Annotated in this window: 22 protein-coding genes and 1 pseudogene; 17 read left to right on the top strand and 6 right to left on the bottom strand. The window is 42.7% G+C overall.

The annotated features are described in order from the left end of the window. Positions 1-135, bottom strand: a pseudogene (locus RT269_RS30245) (signal peptidase I); the annotation flags it as partial. A 197-nt stretch (positions 136-332) separates the two neighbouring features. Here RT269_RS30245 and RT269_RS17765 point away from each other — a divergent pair. The 3 genes from RT269_RS17765 to RT269_RS17755 all read left to right on the top strand — a co-directional run bounded on the left by RT269_RS17765 (position 333) and on the right by RT269_RS17755 (position 4,731). Further along, a complete protein-coding gene (locus RT269_RS17765) occupies positions 333-1,382 on the top strand; it encodes a DUF3810 domain-containing protein (protein WP_313184564.1) in 1,050 nt (349 codons plus the stop codon). Positions 1,383-1,464: 82 nt separating this feature from the next. Beyond that, entirely contained in the window at positions 1,465-3,777 is a 2,313-nt protein-coding gene (gene glgB, locus RT269_RS17760; RefSeq protein ID WP_313184562.1) for a 1,4-alpha-glucan branching protein GlgB, read from the top strand. A 42-nt stretch (positions 3,778-3,819) separates the two neighbouring features. Continuing rightward, a complete protein-coding gene (locus tag RT269_RS17755; RefSeq protein WP_313184561.1) occupies positions 3,820-4,731 on the top strand; it encodes a mechanosensitive ion channel family protein in 912 nt (303 codons plus the stop codon). A 128-nt stretch (positions 4,732-4,859) separates the two neighbouring features. Here RT269_RS17755 and RT269_RS17750 read toward each other — a convergent pair whose 3' ends face one another. Continuing rightward, entirely contained in the window at positions 4,860-5,612 is a 753-nt protein-coding gene (locus RT269_RS17750) for an SIMPL domain-containing protein (RefSeq protein WP_313184559.1), read from the bottom strand. 468 nt (positions 5,613-6,080) lie between these two features. Here RT269_RS17750 and RT269_RS17745 point away from each other — a divergent pair, with 468 nt between their 5' ends. The 5 genes from RT269_RS17745 to RT269_RS17725 all read left to right on the top strand — a co-directional run bounded on the left by RT269_RS17745 (position 6,081) and on the right by RT269_RS17725 (position 11,992). Continuing rightward, positions 6,081-7,478 carry an ABC transporter substrate-binding protein gene (locus tag RT269_RS17745; RefSeq protein ID WP_313184557.1) on the top strand — a complete coding sequence of 466 codons (1,398 nt, stop codon included), beginning with the start codon at positions 6,081-6,083 and terminating at the stop codon, positions 7,476-7,478. Between the two features lie 212 nt (positions 7,479-7,690). After that, a complete protein-coding gene (locus RT269_RS17740) occupies positions 7,691-8,533 on the top strand; it encodes a carbohydrate ABC transporter permease (RefSeq protein WP_025230144.1) in 843 nt (280 codons plus the stop codon). After that, entirely contained in the window at positions 8,533-9,402 is an 870-nt protein-coding gene (locus tag RT269_RS17735; RefSeq protein WP_313184556.1) for a carbohydrate ABC transporter permease, read from the top strand. The genes RT269_RS17740 and RT269_RS17735 overlap by 1 nt, the downstream gene beginning before the upstream one ends. Positions 9,403-9,456: 54 nt before the next feature. Next, positions 9,457-10,935: a 4-alpha-glucanotransferase gene (malQ, locus tag RT269_RS17730; protein WP_313184555.1), complete on the top strand. Its 1,479-nt coding sequence runs from the start codon at positions 9,457-9,459 to the stop codon at positions 10,933-10,935. A 22-nt stretch (positions 10,936-10,957) separates the two neighbouring features. Next, entirely contained in the window at positions 10,958-11,992 is a 1,035-nt protein-coding gene (locus tag RT269_RS17725; RefSeq protein WP_313184554.1) for a LacI family DNA-binding transcriptional regulator, read from the top strand. An 86-nt stretch (positions 11,993-12,078) separates the two neighbouring features. Here the strand turns inward: RT269_RS17725 and RT269_RS17720 are convergent, their stop codons facing one another. Continuing rightward, positions 12,079-12,276 carry a redoxin domain-containing protein gene (locus RT269_RS17720; protein ID WP_313184568.1) on the bottom strand — a complete coding sequence of 66 codons (198 nt, stop codon included), beginning with the start codon at positions 12,274-12,276 and terminating at the stop codon, positions 12,079-12,081. A gap of 76 nt (positions 12,277-12,352) precedes the next feature. On the opposite strand from RT269_RS17720, the gene RT269_RS17715 reads away from it, so the two are divergent. The 7 genes from RT269_RS17715 (at position 12,353) to RT269_RS17685 (ending at position 22,328) form a co-directional block, all read left to right on the top strand. After that, positions 12,353-12,925 carry a TetR/AcrR family transcriptional regulator gene (locus RT269_RS17715; protein WP_313184552.1) on the top strand — a complete coding sequence of 191 codons (573 nt, stop codon included), beginning with the start codon at positions 12,353-12,355 and terminating at the stop codon, positions 12,923-12,925. A gap of 489 nt (positions 12,926-13,414) precedes the next feature. Beyond that, positions 13,415-15,208 carry an oleate hydratase gene (locus RT269_RS17710; protein WP_313184550.1) on the top strand — a complete coding sequence of 598 codons (1,794 nt, stop codon included), beginning with the start codon at positions 13,415-13,417 and terminating at the stop codon, positions 15,206-15,208. A 290-nt stretch (positions 15,209-15,498) separates the two neighbouring features. Next, positions 15,499-17,601, top strand: coding sequence for a hypothetical protein (locus RT269_RS17705; protein ID WP_313184548.1), 2,103 nt, complete (start codon positions 15,499-15,501; stop codon positions 17,599-17,601). A 1-nt stretch (position 17,602) separates the two neighbouring features. After that, entirely contained in the window at positions 17,603-18,838 is a 1,236-nt protein-coding gene (locus RT269_RS17700; RefSeq protein WP_313184547.1) for a hypothetical protein, read from the top strand. A gap of 13 nt (positions 18,839-18,851) precedes the next feature. After that, a complete protein-coding gene (locus RT269_RS17695) occupies positions 18,852-20,792 on the top strand; it encodes a VWA domain-containing protein (protein WP_313184545.1) in 1,941 nt (646 codons plus the stop codon). 396 nt (positions 20,793-21,188) lie between these two features. Then, on the top strand, positions 21,189-21,359 hold the full coding sequence (locus RT269_RS17690; RefSeq protein ID WP_313184543.1) for a hypothetical protein: 171 nt from the start codon (positions 21,189-21,191) through the stop codon (positions 21,357-21,359). A 669-nt stretch (positions 21,360-22,028) separates the two neighbouring features. Continuing rightward, entirely contained in the window at positions 22,029-22,328 is a 300-nt protein-coding gene (locus RT269_RS17685; protein ID WP_313184541.1) for a hypothetical protein, read from the top strand. Between the two features lie 9 nt (positions 22,329-22,337). Here RT269_RS17685 and RT269_RS17680 read toward each other — a convergent pair whose 3' ends face one another. Together RT269_RS17680 and RT269_RS17675 are read right to left on the bottom strand one after the other, a co-directional pair. Next, a complete protein-coding gene (locus tag RT269_RS17680) occupies positions 22,338-22,652 on the bottom strand; it encodes a hypothetical protein (RefSeq protein ID WP_313184539.1) in 315 nt (104 codons plus the stop codon). Then, a complete protein-coding gene (locus RT269_RS17675; RefSeq protein WP_313184537.1) occupies positions 22,639-22,794 on the bottom strand; it encodes a hypothetical protein in 156 nt (51 codons plus the stop codon). Before RT269_RS17675 ends, RT269_RS17680 begins: the two co-directional genes overlap by 14 nt. A 172-nt stretch (positions 22,795-22,966) precedes the next feature. Here RT269_RS17675 and RT269_RS17670 point away from each other — a divergent pair, with 172 nt between their 5' ends. Next, the gene (locus RT269_RS17670) at positions 22,967-23,986 is read left to right on the top strand and encodes a tyrosine-type recombinase/integrase (protein ID WP_313184536.1); all 1,020 of its coding nucleotides are present in this window, start codon (positions 22,967-22,969) and stop codon (positions 23,984-23,986) included. A 454-nt stretch (positions 23,987-24,440) separates the two neighbouring features. Here RT269_RS17670 and RT269_RS17665 read toward each other — a convergent pair whose 3' ends face one another. Further along, positions 24,441-24,848 (bottom strand): hypothetical protein, encoded by a 408-nt coding sequence (locus tag RT269_RS17665; protein ID WP_313184534.1) that lies wholly within the window; start codon positions 24,846-24,848, stop codon positions 24,441-24,443. Between the two features lie 235 nt (positions 24,849-25,083). Here RT269_RS17665 and RT269_RS17660 point away from each other — a divergent pair, with 235 nt between their 5' ends. Beyond that, the gene (locus RT269_RS17660; protein ID WP_313184533.1) at positions 25,084-26,139 is read left to right on the top strand and encodes a cohesin domain-containing protein; all 1,056 of its coding nucleotides are present in this window, start codon (positions 25,084-25,086) and stop codon (positions 26,137-26,139) included. Positions 26,140-26,149 lie beyond the last annotated feature (10 nt).

Genomic DNA, 26,149 nt, shown 5'->3' with positions numbered 1-26,149 from the left:
GGATCCGCTGGGTACCCTGCTGTTTGCGATGATGAAATTATTGAGCAAAAATGCAATGACAGCGGCGGTAATAATGATCTTGATCCAACTGATGATTTCTTCCCTCCAGCTGAACGGTTCCCGTTCTTTTGGCATGTTATCGTTTTTTTTCATATGATCTCTCTTCTTTTCCTTCATGATGGTTCCATTACAGAGTTTAAATGAGATTGATTTATAACGCAAGGGGTTTTACAAAATGGTAAGAAAATATTCACAAATACTCTACGGATTGTCCATAAAATCATGATATCCTGATTCTAAGTTAAAAAAATTACACCAGGGGGAGCCGGATCATGGGAGGGAAAAGCCGGAATCAGGATAGAACGATTATTGCAGCTTCTGCGTTAATGTTTGCAGTTTCATCGCTGCTTCAGATACTGGCAAGAAAGGTTCCGGGATTTGGGGACTGGTATGCCAGGCGTATTTACCGGTTTATGGTAGGAAGCATTGGAAGGCTGTCCGGGGCATTTCCCTTTGCCCTTGTGGAGGCCTGCACCTACCTGCTTATTTTGTACGCTGTTTTCTACGTCTTCGTCCACCGCAAGGAGAGGAAGAAGATCCTCATAAGAGCCGTGTTTCTTGTTACCGGCCTTTTTTTACTGTTTACGTTGAACTGTGGTATCAACTATTACCGGAAGCCGTTTTCCAGCTATTCAGGGCTGGATATGAGAAAGTCTTCCGTTGAGGAACTGGAGCGCCTCTGCCGGAATCTTACAGATGACGTAAACCGTATGTGCAGAGAAGGCATAGCAAAAGAAATAGACTTAAAAAGCCTGGAAAAGGAAAGCGTTAAGGCTATGAAAAGACTGGGGGAGGCTTATCCTGAGCTGGCAGGCTATTATCCGCCTCCAAAGCCCCTCCTATGGTCTTACTTCTTTTCCGTCCAGCAGCTTTGCGGCCAGTATTCCCCTTTTACGGTGGAGGCCACTTATAACCGGTCCATGCCGGATTACAACATTCCCCATACTATCTGCCACGAGCTCTCCCACCTAAGAGGGTTCATGAGAGAGGATGAGGCCAACTTCATCGGCTATCTGGCCTGCATTGGATCTGAGGTTGATGCATTCCGCTACAGCGGGTACTTAACCGGCTGGGTATACGCTACCAATGCCCTGGCAAAGGCAGACCGGGAAGCATACGCAGAAATCTGCGGACAGCTTAGTGAAAAGGCATGGGATGATTTAAGAAACAACAATGAATTCTGGGGGAAATACGAGGGGAAAACTGCCGAGGTCTCCAACCGGATGAATGATACTTATTTAAAGCTCAACAGCCAGTCCGATGGCGTTAACAGCTATGGCAGAATGGTTGATTTAATGCTGGCATACGCAAGGCTCAAATAAGCCCAATTCCTGGCAGACTCTTGAAAATTACATGACCTGGTGATAAAATATTTCCATAACGAGGGACCAGGAGGAGTCATGTATGGATGGTAAATTGTATGATTTAATGGATTGGGCCGGCATTGAAGAGATTGTATATTCAGAAGCAGCGAATCCCCACGAGATTCTGGGCCCGCACGTAACAGAGCAGGGGCTGCTTATCCAGGCATTTATTCCTACGGCAGAATCGGTGATCGTCCGGTTTAGGGAAAGCGGTAAGGAATACCCTATGGAGCTTGCGGATGAAGCCGGTTTTTTTGCGGCTCTCATACCACGCAAAACCACAGCAGCTTATACCCTGTTGGTTACTTACGATAATGGGACATCAGAAGAATGTCTGGATCCCTATTCCTTTCCAGCCTTTTATAAGTCGGAAGACATCAAAAAGTTTGAATCCGGAATTCACTACAGCATCTATGAAAAAATGGGGGCGCACCCCATGTCTGCAGGCGGAGCAGAAGGGGTATACTTTTCTGTGTGGGCTCCCTGTGCCATGCGTGTCAGCGTGGTTGGGGACTTTAACCTGTGGGATGGCAGGCGTCATCAGATGAGGAGGCTGGGGGATTCCGGCATTTTTGAATTGTTTATTCCCGGCTTAAAGACAGGAGCGTTATATAAGTATGAGATAAAGCATAAAGACGGGACACCCCAGCTTAAAAGCGATCCCTACGCCAATTACTGTGAGCTGCGTCCTGACAATGCTTCCGTGGTCTGGGATATTAACCAGTACTCCTGGAGTGATCAGGAATGGATGAAAAAGCGGGCAGGGTCTGACTCCAAACAAAGTCCCATGTCCATTTATGAAGTGCACTTAGGCTCCTGGTTCCGGAAGGAAGCGGAGCTTGATGAAAACGGAGCTGCCGTTGTTGGTTCCGAATTCTGTCATTATCGTGAAATAGCAGAAAAGCTGGCGGAATATGTAAAGGATATGGGTTACACCCATGTGGAACTTCTTCCCATCATGGAACATCCCCTGGATGCCTCCTGGGGATATCAGGTGACCGGGTATTATGCGCCCACCAGCCGTTATGGAACCCCGGATGATTTTATGTATTTCATGGATTACATGCATAAGCAGGGCATCGGCGTGATTTTAGACTGGGTTCCGGCTCATTTCCCCAGGGACAGCTTTGGACTTGCCAGCTTTGACGGAACCTGTGTTTATGAGCATAAGGATCCAAGACAAGGGGCACATCCCCATTGGGGAACTTTGATTTATAATTACGGCAGGCCGGGCGTCAGCAACTTCCTTATCGCCAATGCTCTTTTCTGGGCGGACAAGTACCATGCGGATGGGATCCGTATGGATGCGGTAGCTTCCATGCTGTATTTGGATTACGGCAAGAACCCGGGGGAATGGATTCCCAATATTTACGGCGGTCATGAAAACCTGGAAGCTGTCGAGTTCCTGAAGCATTTGAATTCCATATTCAAGGGCCGAAAAGATGGGGCGGTAATGATAGCGGAGGAATCCACGGCATGGCCCCGGATCACGGCTGATGTAAAGAGTGAAGGCCTGGGCTTTGATTATAAATGGAACATGGGCTGGATGAATGATTTCACCGGATATATGCAATATGATCCTTACTTCAGAAAACACCATTATGGAGAGATGACCTCCAGCATGCTTTATGCATACAGCGAAGATTTTATCCTTGTATTCTCTCACGATGAGGTGGTTCATGGAAAAGGTTCCATGTTGGGCAAGATGCCGGGAGAAACCCTGGAGGAAAAGGCGGCGAATCTAAAAGCTGCTTACGGTTTTATGGTGGGACATCCAGGTAAGAAGCTATTGTTCATGGGTCAGGATTTTGCACAGGTGAGTGAATGGAATGAAAATAAAAGTCTTGACTGGGAGATCCTAAAATATCCCCTTCATAAGCAGACGCAGGATTACGTAAAGGCTTTGAACCGTTTTTATAAGAGCCAGCCGGCCCTGTACCAGCTGGATTATGATCCGGACGGCTTTGAATGGGTGGAATGCACGGATTCGAAAGAGAGCATTGTATGCTTTTTAAGAAAGACAAAGAAAAAGGAGGAGACTCTTCTCTTCCTATGTAATTTTGATACAATGCATCATGAGAAATACCCGGTAGGGGTTCCCTTTGAGGGAAAATATAAGGAAATATTAAACAGTGATGACAAGGCCTTCGGAGGACAGGGCCGGGTAAATCCACGGGCAAAAACCTCTAAGAAAAAGGAGGCGGATGAAAGGCCGGATTCTATGGAAATAACTGTGGCTCCCTTAAGCATCATGGTCTTTACCTGTACCCCTGAAAAAAAGAAGCCGGCTTTGGCAGGGAAGAAGACCAGGAAGCCTGCATATACTGAAAAGGCAAAGGTTGAAGGAAAATAGCTTAATTCATTCGTACATAAAAAAGGATCAGGAGGTTATGAAATGAAATTCTATATGGTTTCCAGTGTACTTCCGGGAGAGTCCCTGGCAGATTTGCAGCAGGAGGTACAGGAAAACTTAAACCAGTTAAGGCCCAATGTCGTGCTGGAAACCTTAAAGGGCTGGGCTCCCGAGCTCATAGCGTTCGGGATAAAGCTCCTCATTGCCCTGGTGATTTTTTTTGTTGGCTCCAGGATCATTAAGTTCTTTAATCGTATGCTGAACCGCTCATTTAAGAGGGTGGATATGGAGGTCAGCTTAAGAAAGTTCCTTCTGTCCGTTTTAAACGCCACCATGTACTGTCTGCTGGTTTTTATCGTAGCAGGGCAGATAGGAGTGAATTCGGCTTCTATCGTGGCATTGCTGGGGTCTGCAAGTATTGCCGTAGGTCTGGCAGTCCAGGGAAGCCTGGCTAATTTTGCCGGCGGGGTGCTGATCCTTCTTATGAAGCCGTTCCGTGTAGGGGACTATATCGTATCCAGGGATGGGGAAGGCACGGTCCGTACCATTGGACTGGTGTACACGGTTTTAAACACCGGCGATAATAAGCAGGTGGTCATTCCCAACGGGACTCTGTCCAATTCTCCCCTCACCAATGTGACCGCCATGGATAAAAGGCGGCTGGATGTCCTGGTGGGGATCGGATATCATTCGGATTTAAAGAAAGCCAAGGAAGTTTTGGATAACATTTTTCGTAATCAGAACGGGATCTTAAAAGAGGAGCCTATAGATATTTTCGTCAATGACTTAACAGAGAATGCCGTTACCATCGGAGGCCGGGGCTGGACCTCTTTAGACGATTACTGGCCGGCCAGGTGGGAGATCCTTGAAAAGGTAAAGCTTGAATTTGAAGCGGCAGGAATTGAGATTCCCTATAGCCGGATGGAGGTGCAGGTAGAAAACCGCCATTCCTGATAATAAAGGAAATTCTCAAAATAAACCTTGAAAAACGTGAAGTGCACCGTATGTCAGATATAATTTCATCTGACATACGGTGCACTTTCTTTAGGCGGTTCCGAAAGACCTGGACGCCTATTCTTTTTTTATTTTACCCGGTAGGTCACAGTTACCTGGGCTTCCACACCGATCTGTCCTGGTTCCACAACCACGGATTTGGCTCCGGCTGCGGCATCCTCTTTTGCCACAGATGTGGAGTAGCGGATATTTGGGTAGGTATTCATCTCTTCGATGTGAGCGATTCCATCCAGGGTGACTCCGCTGGCGGCAGCAATTGCCTCTGCTTTAACTTTGGCGGCTTCAACAGCCTTTTTAAGGGCTTCCCTGTAGTTTTCATCGTATTTGCTGGAAAGATAGTTTACGCTGTCAATGCAGTTAATGCCTGCTTCTACGCTGGAAGAAAGCATAGTGCCCACCTGGTCAAGGGGAAGGTCAGAAACGGTGATACTTGTGCGCATCTGATATCCGGTGATCTGCTGGCCGGAATTATTCCAGTCATACATCGGCTCAAGGCCGTAGCTGGAGGTCTGGATGGATTTTTCATCAATGCCGGATTTTTTCAAAAATTCAATGACATTGCTTGTATCCCCGCTGTTTTTCTCCTGGCAGCTCTTGGGATCCGCGGCCTGAGAGAGCACTGCAAAATTGACCTGTGCCATATCGGGAACCACCTTAACTCCCTCTGTGCTGCTTACCTGTATGGTATTGTTATCCTTGCTGCTAATAGTAGTTACGTTGGCTCCCGGTACGGAAGCGGTCCCTGTTTGGGCACATGCACTCATGCTCAGCACGGCTGCGGCAACAAGAGCGGCAGCCAGCGGCTTATTCATTTTTCTCATAAATATTTCCTCCTTTTCATATTTTATATTCTACAGGAAAAATTTAGGAATTAGTATTTCTTTTCCCTTAACATTTAAGTCAAATTTCATAGGTTTTAATTACGAAAATCTGACTATGGAAAAAAGCGGGAATAAGGGATAAAAAACAATGGAAGAAGGCAAATTATGTGGCATAAATTGTGGAAAGTGCCTAAAAAAAGAAATGAAAATGCAATGGTTTAACGAAAAAAGAAATTTTGGCTAAATCTATTGCATTTTTTTGTGCAATGTGTTATCTTATAGCCATAAGGTTATTGGAAACGTTACCGATATCGTTACCAAAAGATTGGTATCCAATGATCAGGAAAGATAAAGCCTGGGAATAAGCAGGTGAATCAAGTTTCTGTGTGGAAGGCATGCAGAAAAAATTGGGGGTTGAGTGGACGGATCCATCAACCGGAAGGTGCAAATGCACGGAAGGAGGATATTATGAAAGTAAAAAAACTGGCAGTACTTACTCTGGCGGCGGCAATGGCGGCGGGAACACTGGTAGGCTGTGCTTCCAACAAGAAAACGGAGACATCAGGGGCAGAGCAGAATTCTCAGGCAGCGGATACCACTGCGGCAAAGGCTGATGATACGGCAGAGGCCAAAGGACAGATCTATTATTTGAATTTTAAGCCAGAAGTTGCAGACACATGGGTGGAGCTTGCAGGCAAATATACAGAGGAAACCGGCGTGCCCATGAAGGTACAGACAGCGGCAGCAGGTACCTATGAGCAGACCTTAAAATCTGAGGTAGCTAAGAAGGAACCGCCTACACTGTTTCAGATCAACGGACCGATCGGTTATAAATCCTGGGCAAAATATTGCAGGGATTTAAAGGATTCCACAATCTACGGACATCTGGTTGATAAAGATATGGCTGTAAAAGACGGAGATGGAGTTTACGGCATTCCTTACGTAGTGGAAGGCTATGGAATTATTTATAATGATGCCATCATGAAGAAGTATTTTGCTCTTGACGGCGCAAAGGCAAAATCCATGGAAGAGATCAATACCTTTGATTCTCTCAAAGCGGTTGCAGAAGATATGCAGGCAAGAAAGGCAGACCTTGGAATCGAAGGCGTGTTTGCTTCCACTTCCTTTGCTCCTGGCGAGGACTGGAGATGGCAGACCCATCTGGCAAACCTTCCGGTTTATTATGAATATAAGGATGACAGCGTATCCGATAAAGATGTCCTTGACTTTAAGTATGCAGACAACTACAAAAACATTTTTGACTTATACATTCACAACTCCTGTACAGATCCAAAGATGGTAGGCGCAAAGACTGTTGAGGATTCCATGGCAGAATTTGCTCTTGGCAAGGTTGCCATGGTCCAGAACGGAAACTGGGGCTGGGGACAGGTGTCCGGCGTTGACGGAAACACAGTTAAGGAAGAAGATGTGAAATTCCTTCCTATCTACACCGGAGTGAACGGTGAGGAAAAGCAGGGACTTTGCATTGGAACAGAAAACTTCTTCTCCATCAACAGCCAGGCAAAGGAAGAGGATCAGCAGGCATCTCTTGACTTCCTGGAGTGGCTTTTCACTTCTGACACAGGTAAAGATTATGTAACCAACAAGCTGGGCTTTATCGCTCCTTTTGATACCTTTGCAGCAGATGAAAAACCAACCGATCCTCTGGCAAAAGAGATCGACCGCTATATGAACAACAAGGACTTATATTCTGTGTCCTGGAACTTTACCTCCTTCCCAAGCCAGACCTTTAAGGATAACTTCGGAGCTTCCCTTCTTGAGTACGCTCAGGGCGGCAAAGACTGGAAGGCAGTAGTCGATGACATGAAAGCTGATTGGGCAAACGAAAAAGCTATGACAAAATAAGAATATTAAAATAGGTTTCAGGGAAATGGGTGAGCGCGGGGGAGATGCCTCACCCATTTTCATACAAGAAATACGATCAGCCTCAGCTCATCGGGCAGCTTTATAGAATACCCTGCGGGTATGCCTATGAGCCCGATGATGCGGGGCACGCTGTAAAGTGTGGCGGGCCCTGTCCCAAAAGCATGGACAGTAAAAAAGAAAGGAGAACTGCTATGCAAAAGTCAATGAAACGGTACTTTCCAATATTTGTTCTGCCCACACTGGCTGCATTTACCGTTGCATTCCTGTACCCGTTTATCATAGGTATTTATTTATCCTTTACGGAATTCACCACGGTAAAGGATGCCTCCTGGGTGGGGATTTCAAATTATAAAAAGATATTTATGGACCGGAATTTTATCAATGCACTGGTATTTACCGTGAAGTTTACCATTGTGTCGGTAGTGAGCATCAATACCCTGGGGTTTTTACTGGCCTATGTCCTCACAAGAGGAATTAAGGGGACCAACCTGTTCCGGACCGTATTTTTCATGCCAAACTTAATCGGCGGCATTGTGTTAGGTTATGTCTGGCAGCTTCTGTTAAACGGTATTCTTGCAAGATTTGGGGTTACCCTCTCTTTTAACGCCAAGTACGGCTTTTGGGGCCTGGTGATCTTAATGAACTGGCAGCTGATCGGGTATATGATGATTATTTACATTGCCGGGCTTCAAAATGTTCCGGGAGAACTGATTGAGGCCGCAAGGATCGACGGAGCTACCGGATTCCAGATCTTAAAGCGCATCATGATCCCTATGGTCATGCCGTCCTTTACCATCTGTCTGTTTCTTACCCTGACAAATTCCTTTAAGCTGTTTGACCAGAACCTTGCGCTGACCGCAGGCGGACCGGGAAGACAGACCAGCATGCTGGCCCTTGATATTTACAATACCTTTTACGGCAGAGTGGGCTGGGAAGGGGTGGGCCAGGCAAAGGCCACGGTGTTCTTTCTTATGGTTGCGGTCATATCCCTGACCCAGCTTTCATTAACGCGTCGTAAGGAGGTGGAGAACTGATGAGCAGAAAGAGAAGAAATATGGAAGCGCAGCAAATGGAAGTGGGAAAAACCGCGGGAGCGTTTTTAACGGCTGTATTAGCAGTCCTTTCCCTAACATTTTTATTTCCGATTGTCCTGGTTTTCATGAACTCCTTTAAGAGCAAGCTGTTTATCAGCGATGCGCCGTTTCAGCTTCCTAAGGCAGGCACCTATGTAGGGCTTACCAATTATGTGGAAGGCATCCGGAAAACAGGGCTGTTCCCGGCTTTTGGCAGATCCTTGTTTATTACGGTAGCTTCTGTGGCAGTGATTATCCTGTTCACCTCCATGACAGCCTGGTTTTTAACCAGAGTGAAATCCGTATTTACGAACGTCTTATATTACGTTTTTGTATTTGCCATGATCGTGCCCTTCCAGATGGTCATGTTCACCATGTCAAAGACAGCAAATGACTTGTATTTAAACTCCATGTACGGTCTTGTGCTTCTTTACCTGGGCTTTGGCGCCGGGCAGGCGGTATTTTTATTCTGCGGTTTTGTTAAGGCAATTCCCCTTGAAATCGAAGAAGCGGCTATGATCGACGGCTGTTCCCCCATTCAGACTTATTTTCATGTGGTATTCCCCATGTTAAGACCTACGGCAGTGACCGTTGCCATTTTAAATGCCATGTGGATCTGGAACGATTATTTGCTTCCAAGCTTGATTCTTCCTCAGGAAAAAGGTACAATACCAATGGTTATTCAGAACTTAAAAGGCGGATATGGTTCCATTGATATGGGAGCCATGATGGCAATGCTGGTTCTTGCGATTTTTCCTATCATTGTATTTTATTTAAGTTGTCAGAAATATATCATAAAGGGCGTAGCTGCAGGTGCGGTAAAAGGCTAGGAAGTCTGCGATTGGCTCATTGCTTGAAGTATTAACAGAAAAAGGAGACTGATTATGCGGGAATGTGGTATGTTGCTCCCAGTTGCAAGCCTTCCGTCAAAATACGGGATCGGGGCATTTTCAAAAGAGGCATATGAATTTATAGATTTATTAAAAAAAGCAGGTCAGCAGTACTGGCAGATACTCCCGCTGGGGCCTACCGGTTATGGGGACTCTCCTTACCAGTCATTCTCCGCATTTGCGGGAAATCCGTATTTTATTGATTTAGATGAGCTGGCTTCAGAGGGACTGCTTACCATAGCGGAATGCGAAGCCGTGGACTTTGGAGATGATCCGAGAGATATTGACTATGAGAAAATGTATTATAACCGTTTTCCCTTGTTGAGGAAGGCTTATGGACGGTGGAAAGAGCAGGGACATACGTCAGATGAGCCTGTGAGACATCTTGGAGAGGAAACGGCCGGATACTGCTTTTACATGGCGGTTAAGGATCATTTTAAAGGAAAGAGCTGGATCTGCTGGGATGAAGATATTCGTCTTAGAAGAGAAGAGGCAGTTTCCCGGTATGAAAAGGAACTGTCAGATGAGATTGGATTTTATGGCTTCCTTCAGATGAAATTTGAAGAACAGTGGAGCCGGTTAAAGTCCTATGCAGGAGAACAGGGCATCAGGATCATCGGTGATATCCCTATATATGTGGCGTTTGACAGCGCGGATTCCTGGTTTCATCCGGAACTGTTCCAGTTTGATGAAGCCTGCGAGCCCGTTGCGGTAGCAGGCTGTCCGCCGGACGGATTTTCCGCCACCGGACAGTTATGGGGAAATCCCCTTTACCGCTGGGATTACCACGGAAAAACAGGTTACGAATGGTGGATGAAGCGAATGGAATACAGCTTCCGCCTTTACGATGTGGTGAGGGTGGATCATTTCCGCGGCTTTGATGAGTATTACTCCATTCCGGCGGGAAGCGAGAATGCTGTTCACGGTACCTGGGAAAAAGGACCTGGAATCGATATTTTCAATAAGATGCGGGAACGATTTGGGACACTGGATATCATAGCGGAAGACCTTGGCTTTTTGACTCCATCGGTTTTAAAGCTGGTAAAGGATACGGGCTTCCCAGGTATGAAGGTGCTGGAGTTTGCGTTTGATTCCAGAGAAGAAAGCGATTATCTGCCTCATAACTACACACAGAACTGCGTGGTATATACGGGAACCCATGATAATAATACCATCAGGGGCTGGTATGAAGAAATGTCCCAGGAGGACCGCCAGCTTTCCATTGACTATATGAATAACGGAAGAACGCCGGGAGAAGAGATCCACTGGGATTTTGTCCGTCTGGCCCTGGCAAGTGTAGCCAAGCTGGCGGTGGTGCCGGTGCAGGATTATTTAGGCCTTAGCGCGGAGGCCAGGATCAATGTGCCTTCCACCCTGGGGAAAAACTGGAGATGGCGTATGGTTTCCGGGGAAATAACAGTAGAGATTGTGGAAAAATGCAGAAAAATTGCCAGGCTTTACGGCAGGGCGTGAGGAAAGGAGATGAGTATTTCTGATGGACTCCATTAATATAAAGGATATAGCAAGATTGTGCGGGGTGGGTGTGAGTACCGTATCCCGGGCCATTAATAACCATCCGGATATCAATCCAGAGACAAAGAACATGATCATGCAGGTGATTAAGGAAAATAACTATATTCCCAATAACAGCGCGCGGAATTTAAAGCGTACCGATTCCAGGGCCATCGCGGTGCTGATCAAAGGGATCGGCAATCCCTTTTTCAGCAAGATGATCCGTATCTTCGAGGAGGAGATCCAGAAAAAGAAATACTCATTCATCCTGCAGCGGGTCGATGAGCAGGAGGATGAGGTAGATGTGGCTTTGGAACTGATCAAGGAAAAGAAGCCAAGGGGAATCGTGTTCCTTGGAGGATATTTTTCCCACAGCAGGGAAGAGCTGGAACAGCTAACCGTTCCTTATGTGTTAAGTACCATCGGAATGACAGAGTACTTGGGTGAATCTCCTGATTTTTCCTGCGTATCCGTAGATGACTACGCGGAAAGCTACAAAATGACGGATTACTTATGTAGACTAGGTCATGAAAAAATCCTTATCCTGACCGCTCCTTCTGATGATGAGAGCATCGGCCGCCTCCGTCTGGAAGGATACAAAAAGGCTCTTTTAGATAACGGCATCACCCCCTCCCCCTCTCTGATCATATTTTCAGAGGAATGCGAGGAATGCTATACCATGGAAAACGGGTACCGGATGATGAACCGTGTTTTGAATGAAAAACCGGAATTTACGGCTGTTTATGCGATCTCAGACAGCATTGCCATCGGTGCCTGCAAAGCCATCTTTGAGCATGGCATGCGGATACCGGAAGATTATTGTATGGCCGGCTATGACGGCCTTGATATTGCCCGCTATTATAACCCGTCCATCACCACCATCCGCCAGCCGGTGGAAGAGATGGCAAAGGCCACCATCAAGATCTTATTCGATGTGATCAAGAACAAGGCAGAGCATCAGAAAACGGTATTTAAAGCTGAGCTGATCGAAGGAGAATCCACAAGAAGGATAAAATAAAGTTTGTACCAAATTTAAGGGAATCAACCATAAAAAGAATGCCGGTTCATGCAAAACATGAACCGGCGTTCTTTTTTTCAAGGGCATCAGTGAACGCCCGTTAATAAACGGATTTGATTTACCCATGCTAAGCGGGAGGAGTTACTGTCTATGCTTAAACCCATCAGTTTTGTATTTAGTGCTTCAAACTGATCGTTCGCATGGGCAAAAGCGATAAATTCGGTTGTGCATACAGGCGTAAATACATTGCATACGGCTGGAAAAGTATGGTCTGCTTTTGCAATAGAGAAGGCTTAAGATATTTGCAAATATTGGCTTTTATGTTATAATATTAGAAATAAAGGGTTTTGGAGGTGTAATTTGGCACAGCAATATACAAAAAAAATGATTCGGGATATGTGCATTAAAATGCTGAATGAGCGACCCTTGAATAAAATCACAGTAAAAGATATTGTTACGGCCTGTGGTATTAACAGAAATACTTTTTATTACCATTATCCGGATATATATGCCATTCTATCGGAAATTTTCCAGTCCGAGCTTCAAAATGCCATTGATGAATATAACGATACCCTTTCATGGGAGGAAGGCTTTCTTGTTGCGGCTAAATTTGCAATGGAGAACAAAAGAGCCGTTTATCATGTATATAATTCCATGCAGAGAGAGGTATTGGAAAACTATATTTTCAGCGTCGCCGGAAATGTAATGTACCGTTATGTTGAAAGAGAAAGCGAAAGCGAGGGGATACAAGCCTCCACCAAAGATAAAAAACTCATAGCCTCTTTTTATCAATGCGCTCTTACTGAAATGGTGCTGCGCTGGATAGGCTCAGGAATGAAAGAAGATCCCAATGTAATCATCAGACGCATCGGCGAGCTTTTTGACGGTCATATTACATTGTCTCTTAAGAGGAGCGGAAAATTTAATTTTTAAAATATTGTCAAACCAAATGGATCATTAAAGTAAACAACCTTAATAATAAGCAAATAGGCCGGAAAGACAAGGTAATATTTCAATCTCATTTTTCTGAAGCATTTGCCGCTTACGGAATTCGATTATTTCAAGGTCTAGATGATAGACAAATAAGCCTCAGTGTTCGATTTTTGAACACTGGGGCTTATTTGTCTAATGAAAAGTTGTGAAAAAGATTATATGATGTAGGAAATAAGGTTGCCGGCGTTCACAAAAATTGAAGGGATATTGCCTATTGTTAAGACCAGGTGAACGCTCAAAACTCTAATTACAGCAAAATAACATGAAGGGAGTAACAAAAAGCCTGCTTTTCATAAACGGCTTAAATATAAAAAACCTCTATATTTTAGTTATTTAAAATATACGGTTTTTGTTACTGTTATTAATCTATTTTGCTATACATAACTTCAGTTAACATTTAAAATCAAAATCTTGAAAGAGGGGCTAAGAATGAAAATTAAAACTCATGATGAAAGACTTACTCTTACAAACGGCACATATCATGCATTGGTTCATGCAAGAAAGCCGGAAGGAATCGATGATAAGAAAGCTTATTTAATCGGTACAGGCATCGGTGCCTTGGCTGCAGGCTGCTTTTTGATTCGGGACGCCCATATGGACGGCAGCAAAATTGTTTTTTTAGAGCAGCTTGACCTTCCCGGAGGTTCTTTAGACGGTGCAGTTATGCAAAATGCAGGTTATGTAGCACGCGGCGGCCGTGAAATGAGCAAGTGCTTCGAGGTTCTCTGGAGCTTGTTCAGCTCTTTACCTTCCACAGAGGATCCGAATATGACTGTATTGGATCATCTGTATTATACGAACCTTGAAGACCACAACTACAGCAATTGCCGTATTACAAAAGAATGCGGCGTTCGCTATGATAACGGTAAATTCAATTTAGGCCAGGAGCTTGCAAAAGAACTTGCTATGTTTGTAGCAACCTCCGATGAAGAGCTTGAAAACAAAACCATAGAAGACGTATTCTCCGACGAGCTTCTTGACAGTGATTTCTGGACATATTGGAGAACGATGTTTGCATTTGAAAACTGGCACAGTGCACTTGAAATGAAGCTTTACATGAATCGTTTCATTCATCATGTGGGCGGTTTACCAGACCTTTCAGCTTTGCAGTTCTCACGTCATGACCAGTATACTTCCTTCGTAATGCCTATGGTTAAATATTTGAAAGAAAATGGAGCAACATTCAGATATGGAGTTACCGTAAACAATGTAGAGTTTTCAATTTCCCAAGAAAAGAAAGCTGCTACAAAGATTGTTGCAGTAGATAAAGAAGGAAAAGACATTTCCATTGACTTGACGGAAAATGATTTAGTATTTATTACAAACGGTTCCATGACAGAAGGCTCCGGATACGGTGATGACAATACGCCTGCTCCATTCAATAAAGAGCCTGGCGGATGCTGGACACTTTGGAAAAATATCGCCGGTCAATGCGATGAATTCGGAAGACCGGATAAATTCTGCGGAGAGCCTGAAAAATCCAATTGGGAATCCTGTACTGTAACATGCCATGACGAAAGCGTGCCCAAATATATTGAAAAGATTACAAAACGCTCACCTTATACAGGCCGTACAGTAACAGGCGGTATAGTTACCGCATTGGATTCTTCATGGCTTATGAGCTGGACAATAAACCGTCAGGAACAGTACTACGGACAGCCTGAAAAAGACGTTGTAGTTTGGGTATACGGTTTATTCTCCGATGTTCCGGGAGACTATATTAAAAAGCCCATGAGAGACTGTACCGGCAAGGAAATCACTAAAGAATGGCTGTATCATATAGGCGTGCCTGTTGATGAAATAGAGGAGTTAGCCAATACATGTACGGCTGTCCCAGTAATGATGCCGTTCATAACTTCTCAATTTATGCCCCGTGAGTCTGGTGACCGTCCTTATGTAGTGCCTAAGAATGCAGTAAACTTTGCTTTCCTTGGACAGTTCGCTGAAACATTGGATGATCCCGGCCGCGATACGGTATTTACCATTGAATATTCCGGACGTACAGCTATGGAAGCCGTATATGTTTTAACCGGAGTGGAAAAGGGTGTTCCTGAAGTATTTGCTTCCCGTTACGATATTCGTTATCTTCTCAGCGCAGGCGTATGCCTGCTTGACGGAGAAAAACTGAAAGTAGACTTGCCGCCTCTTAAAAAAAGCAAGATTATGAAGCTATTAGCAGGAACGGACATTGAGGTAATGCTGAAAGATTTTGGGATTTTATAAATTAACCCAAGTTGAGAAATTAGATAAATAGGTTAAAATCCCGGTTTTTTATAAGCCGGGATTTTAATTTATAGCCAGTCAAGTTAAACAATGTACAGATTCCGTGTAAGAAAGGTTCTAAAAGTCCTAAAATGGTTTTCAATTTCGTTTACTGTACAAATATAAGTAACAGGAGCCTGTATCAAAGCGGACCTTTCCCAAGGAACCGGGATGATGAACTGCGGAAAACAGGCTTTTGTTACTTATTTGAATTTATTTGACTATAAATATCGCGTAAAGGGGAATTTTCCATGAAAGATAAATACGACATTGAACCGCGCTGTATTCCCTCAATTGAGGCCATCCAGGAGCAGTATGAAAAGCAGCTGCGAAAGGAAGCCTCACAGTTATTAGAGGATGAGCACAATAAAATTACAGACGGGCAAGGAGGTTTTTTCAGGGCCTTTAGAAGATTTGAACAGATAAGCGAAAGCTCTGCGGCGGATGAAAATACAGACATTGAATATGTTGAAAAATACAGGGCCTATGTAGAAAAGGAAACAGCAGATCAGGGTCTGGCAATAGAGGAAATTGAAAACCTTATTGACTACGAGACCTTTTTTCTTAAATGGGAAAGGCGGGTTAGCTATGAGAGCAATCATTATTCCCAGCACAGAAGCAATTCCGCTACGAGATATAGGGTTGACCGTATAGAGGGTCTAAAAAAAGAGATAGAAAAGCGTTTGGACAGCTCTGCCGAAGCATGGGAATTTTATCATACCCGCCAACTGCTGAGCGATATTGAAACCCAGCATCAGCAGCGTTTGGTAACGGTTCCTTATGTAATGGAAGCAAAGGAAAAGGTAATAGATTCTTTAAACCTTGGAATGCCGGTATATATTGTAGGGCATTTAGGAAGCGGAAAGACCCAGCTTGCCACGGAAGCCGCCATGGATTTTTCAATACAGAATAAAATTCAGGCAGAACTTGAAGATCAAATGGAGAAATGGTATTGCGCCAACCCAAAGGCCGGGGAAAAAGAGGCTATTGAAAAATTTAAGGAGATAAATACACAGCGAAAGCAGCATTATAAGGAAATATTGACAAATGGAACGCAAGAAGAGATAGAGTCTTTGCAGCCGCTCTTTATATCCGGTTCTCACAATCTGACCTATGAAGATATGTTTGTGGAGAAGACACTGACACTCAAACATAGCTTTTCTCAAAAATCCTATAATGATTATCTGGATATGATCATCGGAGATTTTTATCAGTGGATGCATGAAAACGAAGATAAGCTCCAGCAGATGACGGAAGAAGAAAAGCTTCAGCTTAAAATACAGATATGGAACAGCTTCTCCGATTTATTGGTTGCAAGCAACAGTGCTTTCGGTACGGAAATCAAGAAAATTGAGAAGGAAATATTAATCGCGGTAAAAGAAGGCCGGCCCGTAATAATTGACGAGATTAACACCATCGCCATGCAGAATCTCATTGCATTAAACGATATACTGCAGCGCCATGCAGGGGGGACGGCTTATATTACAGGGGTAGGCCCTGTATTGATTAAGCCGGGGTTTGCATTTATAGGAACAGGAAATCTGTCTACCCAGATGGTTAATTACGAAGGCACAAATGAGCTTAACCCTGCGTTTAAATCCCGGTTTGTAACTATCGAATATAATTACGTTTCCCAGAATACCAAAGGCTCTATGGAAGAACAGGCGGACCCGGAAAAAAATGAACTTTTCAGGGTTATTATTGCAAGGCTTTCAAATGCCAACGGAACAATTCAAATTCCCGATCCCAAACGGACCCTTGAAGAGCTGTTTCGGTTTTCTCAGCTCTGCCGTGTTACCCAAAATGTATTTATGGGCAAATGGAAGGATGAAGAGCAGAAGGATATTTCCAGCGAGGAGCTGGAGCTTAGAGAATCCGTATTTTCCATAAGAAATATTCTGCACGTTTTGGACAATTGGAATCAAGGAGAAGAAAAGGATTTAAGCAAGGCCCTGTGGGACGGATTTATAAGCTCTATCACTTATTCCGACGATCAGAATTATATTCTTTCCCAGGCGGTGCGCTTTGGCTTTTTCCCGGCAGAGGAAGGCTGGAAGATTGAAAACAAAGGCATAGGAGAATCAACCACCACTTACGATGAAATCAGAACCCGCCCCTATCGCTATGTTCGCCCTAAAACCCAGACCTTAAGCCATTTGGATGTAGTTCATATGCTTTTTGGAAAGGGTACCAAAAGAAAAAATATACCGGAAGAATTAAAGAATATTTTTCAATCGGACCTGGAAGATATGCTGAGGATTGATGCAAAAAAATATCAGCTGCTGGATCAGAAATTATCCCATTTAGAACATTCAAAAGCTCTCCTTGAGCATTTGGAGAATAATGGAGGCTAAAATGAAGCTGAATTTATCGGTTGATGAGGAAGAATTTAAAAAGCAGGTAAAGGACCTAAGGCAAAAACTAAATAAAATTCGGGAAACAGGCATTTTAGAAGATGATTTTGAAAATTGCCTTGAAGTGCTTTCCGCCAGGGAGGAAAAGCTTCTCACGGAGATGATTCCCCATTACAGGGCATATGCAGGAAATTCAAAAGACGCCATAAAAACAGAATCTGTAACAAGGCTGGGAGCCTGTGGCTTTGATGGATTTTTTCAAAGTGTTTTAAGGCTTTCCGAGGATCTGTTTGTTGCCGGAAGTACAGATTGTGCATTGCAGTTTTTTCAGATAAGCAAAAGAACGGAACCTTCCGGCAAGGAAAGGATTCAGGAGGAATGGAGTCCGCCTGTTAAAGATATTAAAGAAAAAATTTCGGCATTTCACAGGCTTAATAAGAATGAAATTCTGCTTTTGGGAAGCAAAGGCGGCTGCTATTTATTATCATGCAGCAATTTTAAACAAATCCCCAATGGAAGCGGGGAGATGCATATAAAAAAGATAGAGACAGAAACAGGAATGAGCTGGTATGGCCAATGCCTGTCAATAAGCAATAATTTAATAGCTGCGGAAAAAGAGCAGGAAGAGCTGGTTTTGCTGGAAATTGTTAAAGAAAAAGAAGAATACCGCCTGATACGCCATAAAGACGCTACTCTTCCTATTTCAAACATAAACGGAATGGAGAAAACAGGAGCTGATGATTTTGCCGTCGGCACCAAATCAGGAGAAATATATTTTATAAAACGGAACTATCATAATCTTTCTATAGTAAATAAAATTAAAATTCCAGATTGCGAAATACGCAAAATCCATTGCCTCGAAAATGAAAAGGGGCAGAAGGATACTCTTTTGTCCATAGGGAATAATGGTAAGCTTTATATCATTTCTCTTGACGGGGCGGATATAAACATTCTTGATGAAGGAAATTTCCTTAAAGGGAATCTTTTTGATGCAGAGTCTTCAAAAGGAACAGCCGTAATATTAAGCGAAGACGGAATTCTATATTTGCTGGAGGAAAATTTCGGAAAATGGCATATCAATAAGGATTCAAGTATGGAAGGGGTCTTTTTTACCGATGTGATGAAGCTTTATCCATCAAAGTATTTGCTGATGGGAGTAGAAGGCGGATTATGCACACTAAATATTAACAGAATCGATACCCCGCAAGCTTTGTGGGATTTGCCGTTATATCAGTAGGAGGGGAATGGGCTTGCCTAATTATGATGAACAGAAGCTGATAGAAGAGTCAACAAAACATGTGGAATCCTTTTTGCAGAGAGAGCAGCGTACGTTAGCTACGTTTACAGGGGATTCCAGCCTGATGTATATGCCTGAACCAAAGCTTGAAAGATTTTTGTTAAATCCGTCCAAGGGCATATTATATCTTCCGCTGGCGGCTTTTTTGGACAGGGACTTAGACGAAAATCAGATTTTATGGCATATTTATTATGAGCTTGCCATGTATCCCGATTGGAAAAAACAAACGAAAGCCTATCTGTACAGAGGCAAAAGATGGGAAAAAGAAAAAGACAGAATGACCGGATATATCCTTCATCGCATTGAGAAAGAAGGCCTTGGAGAAGATCGCGCATATCAGCCGGATATTATAACCGGATATGTTAAAAAGGAAATACTAGATGCTTTGCACAGGCTGGATAAGCTGACTTCCTTTTTAAGGGTTTTGCAAATGTGCCCTGTTTACAGAGATGAAGCTAATTTTAAAAAGATAGCTGCATATATGGAGCAGACAGGCAATAAAATGAAGGCTATTGAGGAAATGCCGAAGCACAGGGCATTTATCAATAGTTTTATCATTAAGGAGATTTATAAAACAACGCCTGAGATTAAAGGATGGGGTGAGAATCCATTCAGCAAAAGGATATTGAATCAGCCTTTTTTGGATTTCGTTCATTCTCAATTAGTAAGGCAGATAAACAGCGAAGAAGGTGTTTTAGAAAGAGATTCCCTGATTCGTTCTTTTATTTATCCTGTATATGAGCAATTATGGAAAGAAGAAATAGATGCAATGGACTTTTTTAAATCCCAAGGCGCATCTCAGGAACAGGTAAGTGAAAGAAAAAGCCCTTTTGAACAATCGGAAGAGGAAAAAAGGGATGCATTGGAATCCACGGAGGAAGAAGAAAAAACCATCCTTGAAGAGATGCTGGACCAGCAGGAGAAAAACAATGAAATAGTTCAAAATATAATGATTGGAAAGGTCGACTTAACATCTTACGGCATCAACCAGAATGATCAGCAGCTTTTTCAGTATTATTCAAATAAAATGAAGACGGAAAGAGAGCAGATGCGCCAATTCTGGAGTAAACTTATTGGAGATGCCAAAAAAGAAATCAGCGTAAAAAAAGATGGGCAAATAAAAGGCAAGCTGGACGTTAACAGCTTTATTGCCGCCTATCCGGATTTTGTAGAAGCGGAGAAAAAGGGAAATTATAAAAATCTTCCCGTGTTCAACCGATATTTGCTGGAAACCCAGGCAGATAAATTGCCGGAACGAATCGAAATTTCTTTTGTTATAGATAATTCAGGCTCCATGAATGCCGCAAAGATTGAATCTGCAAGAGAGGCGCTGGCCGTAACGTTGCTTTCAATTGATGATCTGAACAGATATCTTAAACGAAATGCGGAACAATTAAACCAGAAAATAGAAGTCTTAAGCGAAACATGGTTTTTTGGAAGTCAATATTATCATATGAAAGAATTTAACGACAAAACCTCCGGAGAGAAAGAATCGGCGGATATAATCCGTTCCATCGTAAGGCTTAATTCCACCGATGGCGCTACAGACGATGCAAGCTGCTTGAAAGAAATATCCGGAAGCATCACTCCCGCAGAAGAAAGACAGCTTAAAATGGGAAAGCATATAAAGTTAGTTTTCGAAATTACTGACGGAGCCTCCAGTTTTCCCGGCCTGGCTAAGAATGCTGTCCAAGAGCTTTTATCGAAAGATGTTGCCCTTTACGCTTTTCAAATCGGAAAGAACAGTACAGCCAGCGAAAGCACATTTAATTTTGTATGGAATGACGGTTACAAGGAACCTCACGGCATAATTTTAGGAGAGCAAGTGGAGAAGCTTCCTAAAGAACTGCTGAAGGCCGTAAAAAAGAATATGCAGTCTATTTTCAAGGGCTGACGGATAAGCTTATTTAACTTTAAAACTTTTTTATTTTAAAGTTAAATAAGCTTTTTTATGTTAAGAGCAGGTAATCTTTGTTCACGTATGTATAATTATAATTTACTTACAGAAATGGGATTCTGTAAGTGACTGGGTGTGATTTGGCTGTTGAGAGGGTAGGTGTATGAGCGGAACTGAGTTCCGTTCATGAATGGGATCGGGCAGATCGAAGAGAGGGAAGCGTATGAGTGGAGTTTTGTATTATGACTACAAAAATAAAGGAGAGAGCATCATGGATATGTGGATAAAAGGGCTAACGAAGCATGGAGAAAACTGTTTACTACTATACGATAAAAACAATTAGATACTCGCGAACAATTTCTATCTACTTCTAAAAGCAGCCATCTTACCCACATGCCCACAATGCCGATGGCGGTTGCCGACCCGCTTCCTGGGCTGGAAGATATGAAGCCAGAGAAGAAAATCCGGGAGATTTCTTTTGGTCTTGGTAATCACAAGCATGGGGTTAGCATCATGGATATATGGACAAGGGGGCTGACGGAGCATGGAGAGAGCTATTTATAATGATCAGATAAAAAGTAATCAGATAAAAAGCAACCAGATAGTTATAAACAGCTTCCTCACACTCCTAATAACAGCCACCTTGCCCACATATCCACAATGCCCACGACAAATGGCAAGGATTTTACCCTCGCTTCGCTCACCCGGCAAGGGACGCCTTTCCTTTACTCTAATATAAACCCTTGCAGAATTTATGGCAGGAATAGGGCGTTACACGCCGTGCCACAGATTGCATACAAAGCCTGCAACTGTCAAGGATTTTCGTTTGTTACTTATGAAGTTTTCTATATACCTGAGTGCTACAAAGATTGATTATTATTAAGGAAATCCTATATTCTAGCTGGATTTTATTGTGTTACAATCTGACTTTTATAAGTACTAAGTATAAAAAATTGGTGGCTGTAACTTACGTGAGCAATATTATTGGAGGGGGATAATTATTACTAAAATAATTACTTTTCTTTATAACCTTTAATTAGAAAAAAGAACATATGTTCGAAAAAAGCATTGACAATAGGATTCTAGAGTATTATAATCTAGATGTCGACAAAACAGAACATATGTTCGAATGTTAGTATGGAATCAGAGATTGTTTCATGGCAATATGTATGTAACAGCTTAATGATCAGAAGAAAATTCAAGCAAAATTCAAATTAAAAGAGGAGAAATAATATGTCAAGTACAAATAAAACATCATTAGGATTAAATATGTGGGAAGCATCGGATAAGCCGGTAAGACAGGATTTTGTCAATGATAATGTTATTATTGATGAGAAGATAACTAAGTTAAATAGTGATTTGAATAACACAAATATTGCATTGGATTCTAAGCAAACCTTAAGGATAACGAATCTTGGCACAGGTAATCCCGTAAGCCAGATCAGTTTTGGTTACTTTTTTAACGGTGGTAAAATCTATATAAATGTATACATAGATAGCGTCTTATACGGGCAAATACAGCCGGTTCCTTAAAATGATTATTTACACAATGGTCATCCAGTTGCTCAACCATTCTTTATTTACGTAACACCTATATTTCACGGTCAATCCACTAGCAAAATATTTAAATGCCACCACAATCCCTCTGGTACCAGTTCCGTCTTGCAGGTTTAAAGCACACCATTCTACACCATCATCCGGGAAACCGGTAACACTATTACCCTCTATTTTCCAGATAGAAAGCCTTCTAGCATCATCTGATGCCCATTGTAACAGCGAAGAATTTGGAAAGTTAGCATTTTGTCCTCTAAGATCATGAACGGTAGTTTTATCTGCTTTATCACTATTTATAAGCAAAGGCAATAGCCTTTACGGCAATACCTACTGTGATTCCGGGTATCCTATCAGTTTTGGCAATCCACTGATGAGCCTTGTTCAAATAGCAGCCAATGACTATATGGCTATCGTCAATACCGTTAACAACTTGGCAGTTTACCATGAAGACACCGCCTGGTATTTCACCCGTATCAAAAACTACAAATTCATTAGTATTTGATTTTGCGACAAAAGCTTTTTTTACTATTTTTAACTCACTCAAATCACTATATTATTGAGTAGTGGACCAAAACGGCCCTATCTTTTACAATAATGTGGAAGGAGGGCTTTAACTAATGATAGAGCAGATTTTGGAAAAAGTGATCAATACTATGCTGCCGCACCTGGATAGTGGACAGATGGAGCAGCTGCATAATGCACTGTACATTAATTTTCACGGCGTGGAAGTAAGTGAAGAATGTTACGAGGTAGCAGAAACGGGCATTGACGGCGACGCCTTAAAGGTCAAGATGTTCGTGGCAAGCAAAAAGGCAGTTAACCGGCAGGAAAATACCTTAAAGCAATATACAACGGAGATCTGCAAGATGCTGGATTTCCTGGGGAAACGGATTGAGGACATTACCGCCATGGACCTCCGATATTATTATGGGGTCATGAGGGAGCAGCACGGCATCAAAATGACAACCATGCAGACAAGGCTTCATTATTTATCCAGCTTCTGGGATTTCCTCACTACAGAGGAGCTTGTGACCAGTAACCCGGTTAAACGGGTAGGGATCCTGAAGTTGGCCAAGACCATCAAAAAGCCGTTTTCCCAGGAAGAAATGGAAGCACTTAGGGTTAATTGTACAGTACTGAGGGACCGTGCCTTAATGGAGTTTTTGTACAGTACAGGTGTCAGGGTGTCAGAGCTGGCGTTACTGAATGTCTGTGATATAGAAATGGGGCGGCAGGAGTTGATTGTATTTGGTAAGGGAAGTAAGGAAAGAAAGGTGTATTTGACGGATAATGCTAGGTTTTACTTAAAGAGATACCTTAAAGAGCGCATGAAGGAGGAGGAGATAACCGAGGAAGAATTGGTAAATAAGCCTTTATTTGCAACACTAGATCAGCCTCATGCTCGCCTAACTGTTGCCGGAATCCAATACATGTTTAGGCAGCTTGGGCGGCGTGCAGGTGTGAAGAAGGTCCATCCGCATCGTTTCCGTAGGACCATAGCTACCGATCTGCTGAATAGAGGAATGCCGGTGGAGCAAGTATCAAAACTTCTGGGACATGAAAAACTGGATACGACAATGATCTACTGCACAGTCCAGGAGGAAAATGTGAAAGAGTCTCACCGGAAGTTTGCATAAATAACTGAAATGGATTGATTTTAAGTAGCTGGAAACGGGGGGCTTTATTAAGTTTACCCTTTTTCTAAACAAAAGCTGGGAATGGAGTAGTATGGAGATATGAGAGATGGCTTAATAATATAGTGATTTAAGTAATAAAGTAAATTCCAGTGATATAACTTATTTCACCAAAATAAGGTATGGTGTAAAATGGTTTAGTACTTCTGAAAACAAAACCTGGGTAAACATAGCACTTGCTGATTTTGGATTTCCAAACAATTTGCTGGCGAATTATCCTTGTGTTGTTGCACTTCCGCAGATGGATCCTAACGACTTAGCTAATATTAATGCAGATGTTCAAGTGATGTGTGCCAAAATGTCTACAGATCGAAAAAACATAATACTACTGCTGAATAGGGCATTTTCTAATGGATTAATCTTTGCTGTTTGGTTCGTTGTTGATTAAATTATCATTTTAATCATCTAATAAACAGTTAAAATTTATATATATCTCTGCACTTCCTGGGATTCCACCATCAATACGGGCCGCAAAAACAGTATCACCAATCTCATTTACATATGAATAGATATAACCTGCCTTATAAGTGCTTAATAGTACTGGAGCTACAATAGGTTTTAGTTTTCTGTTAATGTAAAAAAATGTAGTCTCATTGGCTATACCACTGACAGGTGATGTTATAGTAAGGGAAATATTAACCTGATCCCCTGATATACCAGAGGCATTACGGTTTATGGTCCCTAAAAAAACGCCTAATGTAGTTAATGGAATTGGCATTATTCCTTTTATATTATCGCTAACCGTTACTAATTTGCTATTTGTTGTAGCAATTTGATCATGTAAATCACTATTTACTTGAGTCATACGGAACTGATACTCCTTCTTCCCTCAATAAGAAAGAAAGAGTATCAGTATAAATCACAAAATCTACCATTGGTTTAAAACGAAATACTACAAGAAACCACACGGTACTGAAACGAAAAATATCATAATTATGACGGGGCATGTGTGAAGTACCAACAAAAAACTCCAAGTATAATCAATTATGAAACAAAAACTAAAATTATCAATAGAAAACGAAAGGAGGAACCTATTATTTATGAACCGACCAGAATGTTTACACATCCCTACCCTCCACGAGGGAGAACAAGCACAAATCAGCTGGGGAGCGGTGGAAGCAAATAACGATTATATTGTAGAACGGGTATTTAATGAAACTTTTTTACAGGCTCTGTCTGGATACACCTGGGACAATTTTGACAGTACCAATGAACCATGGAGCAGGTATGATCAGGATGCCCTAAACTGGCATCAAATCGAAACCAGAACTGGCAAAGGACAGCACTGGGAACGCCTGGATTATGAGCGGTTAAGCTGGTCACAGTTTGAGAATCATTCGCATACCTGGCAGCAGTTAGAAAGCCAGGAAATAAGCTTTGAAATATTTAAAGGTCCCGGCGATGAACGGCCCGGTATTGAGCAGGGGTGTACCTGGCTGGAAATGGACGAGCTTAATAAAACCTGGACTAGTCTAGAAAACTCCGGATATTCATGGGAAGAAGGGGAGAAGATGACGCTGCCTGGCCTCTCATGGGAGAGTATTGACTCCAGATGGCTGACGTTTAACGAATGGGAAGGAAAAGAATTGACCTTCCATGAACTGGATACACAGAAACAGATTGAAGAACACCGGGGAATGACAGATTTCATCCCAATTGGAGCATTAAACGCAATGTACCGGATCAAAGCATATGATTCAAATGGTGATGAGTCTGATTATTTAGAAACAGCACAATTGCCGATTATTCCTATATTTTACCGCAACAGCACCATGGAATACCCGGTAAAGACCGGCAAACATTACGCAGTCCTGCTGAAAGCCCAGGATGTCAGCGGTCTGGACAAGATCCGCATGAACCTCCGGTATGATCCATACTTACTGGAATTAACCAGCCTCGCAGCCGGCAGCCTAAAAAGCATAACAGAACCAGGAAATTATCCGGAAGAAAATTTAAGAATATATTCAAGTATTCCGGGAAAGCTGTGGTTTCAATCAACCAGACAGTTAAGTCAGAATGAATGCTTTAGCGGTTCCATTGCATTGGTAGAATTTATCGCCAAGGGTACTGGAAGTGCAGCAGTATCATTATTTTAAGATAAGAAGG

It is taken from the genome of Lacrimispora sp. (assembly GCF_032078915.1).
Taxonomy (GTDB): domain Bacteria; phylum Bacillota; class Clostridia; order Lachnospirales; family Lachnospiraceae; genus Lacrimispora.
The sequence above is the reverse complement of the archived record's forward strand: the minus strand, read 5'-3'. Positions and strand labels throughout refer to the sequence as shown.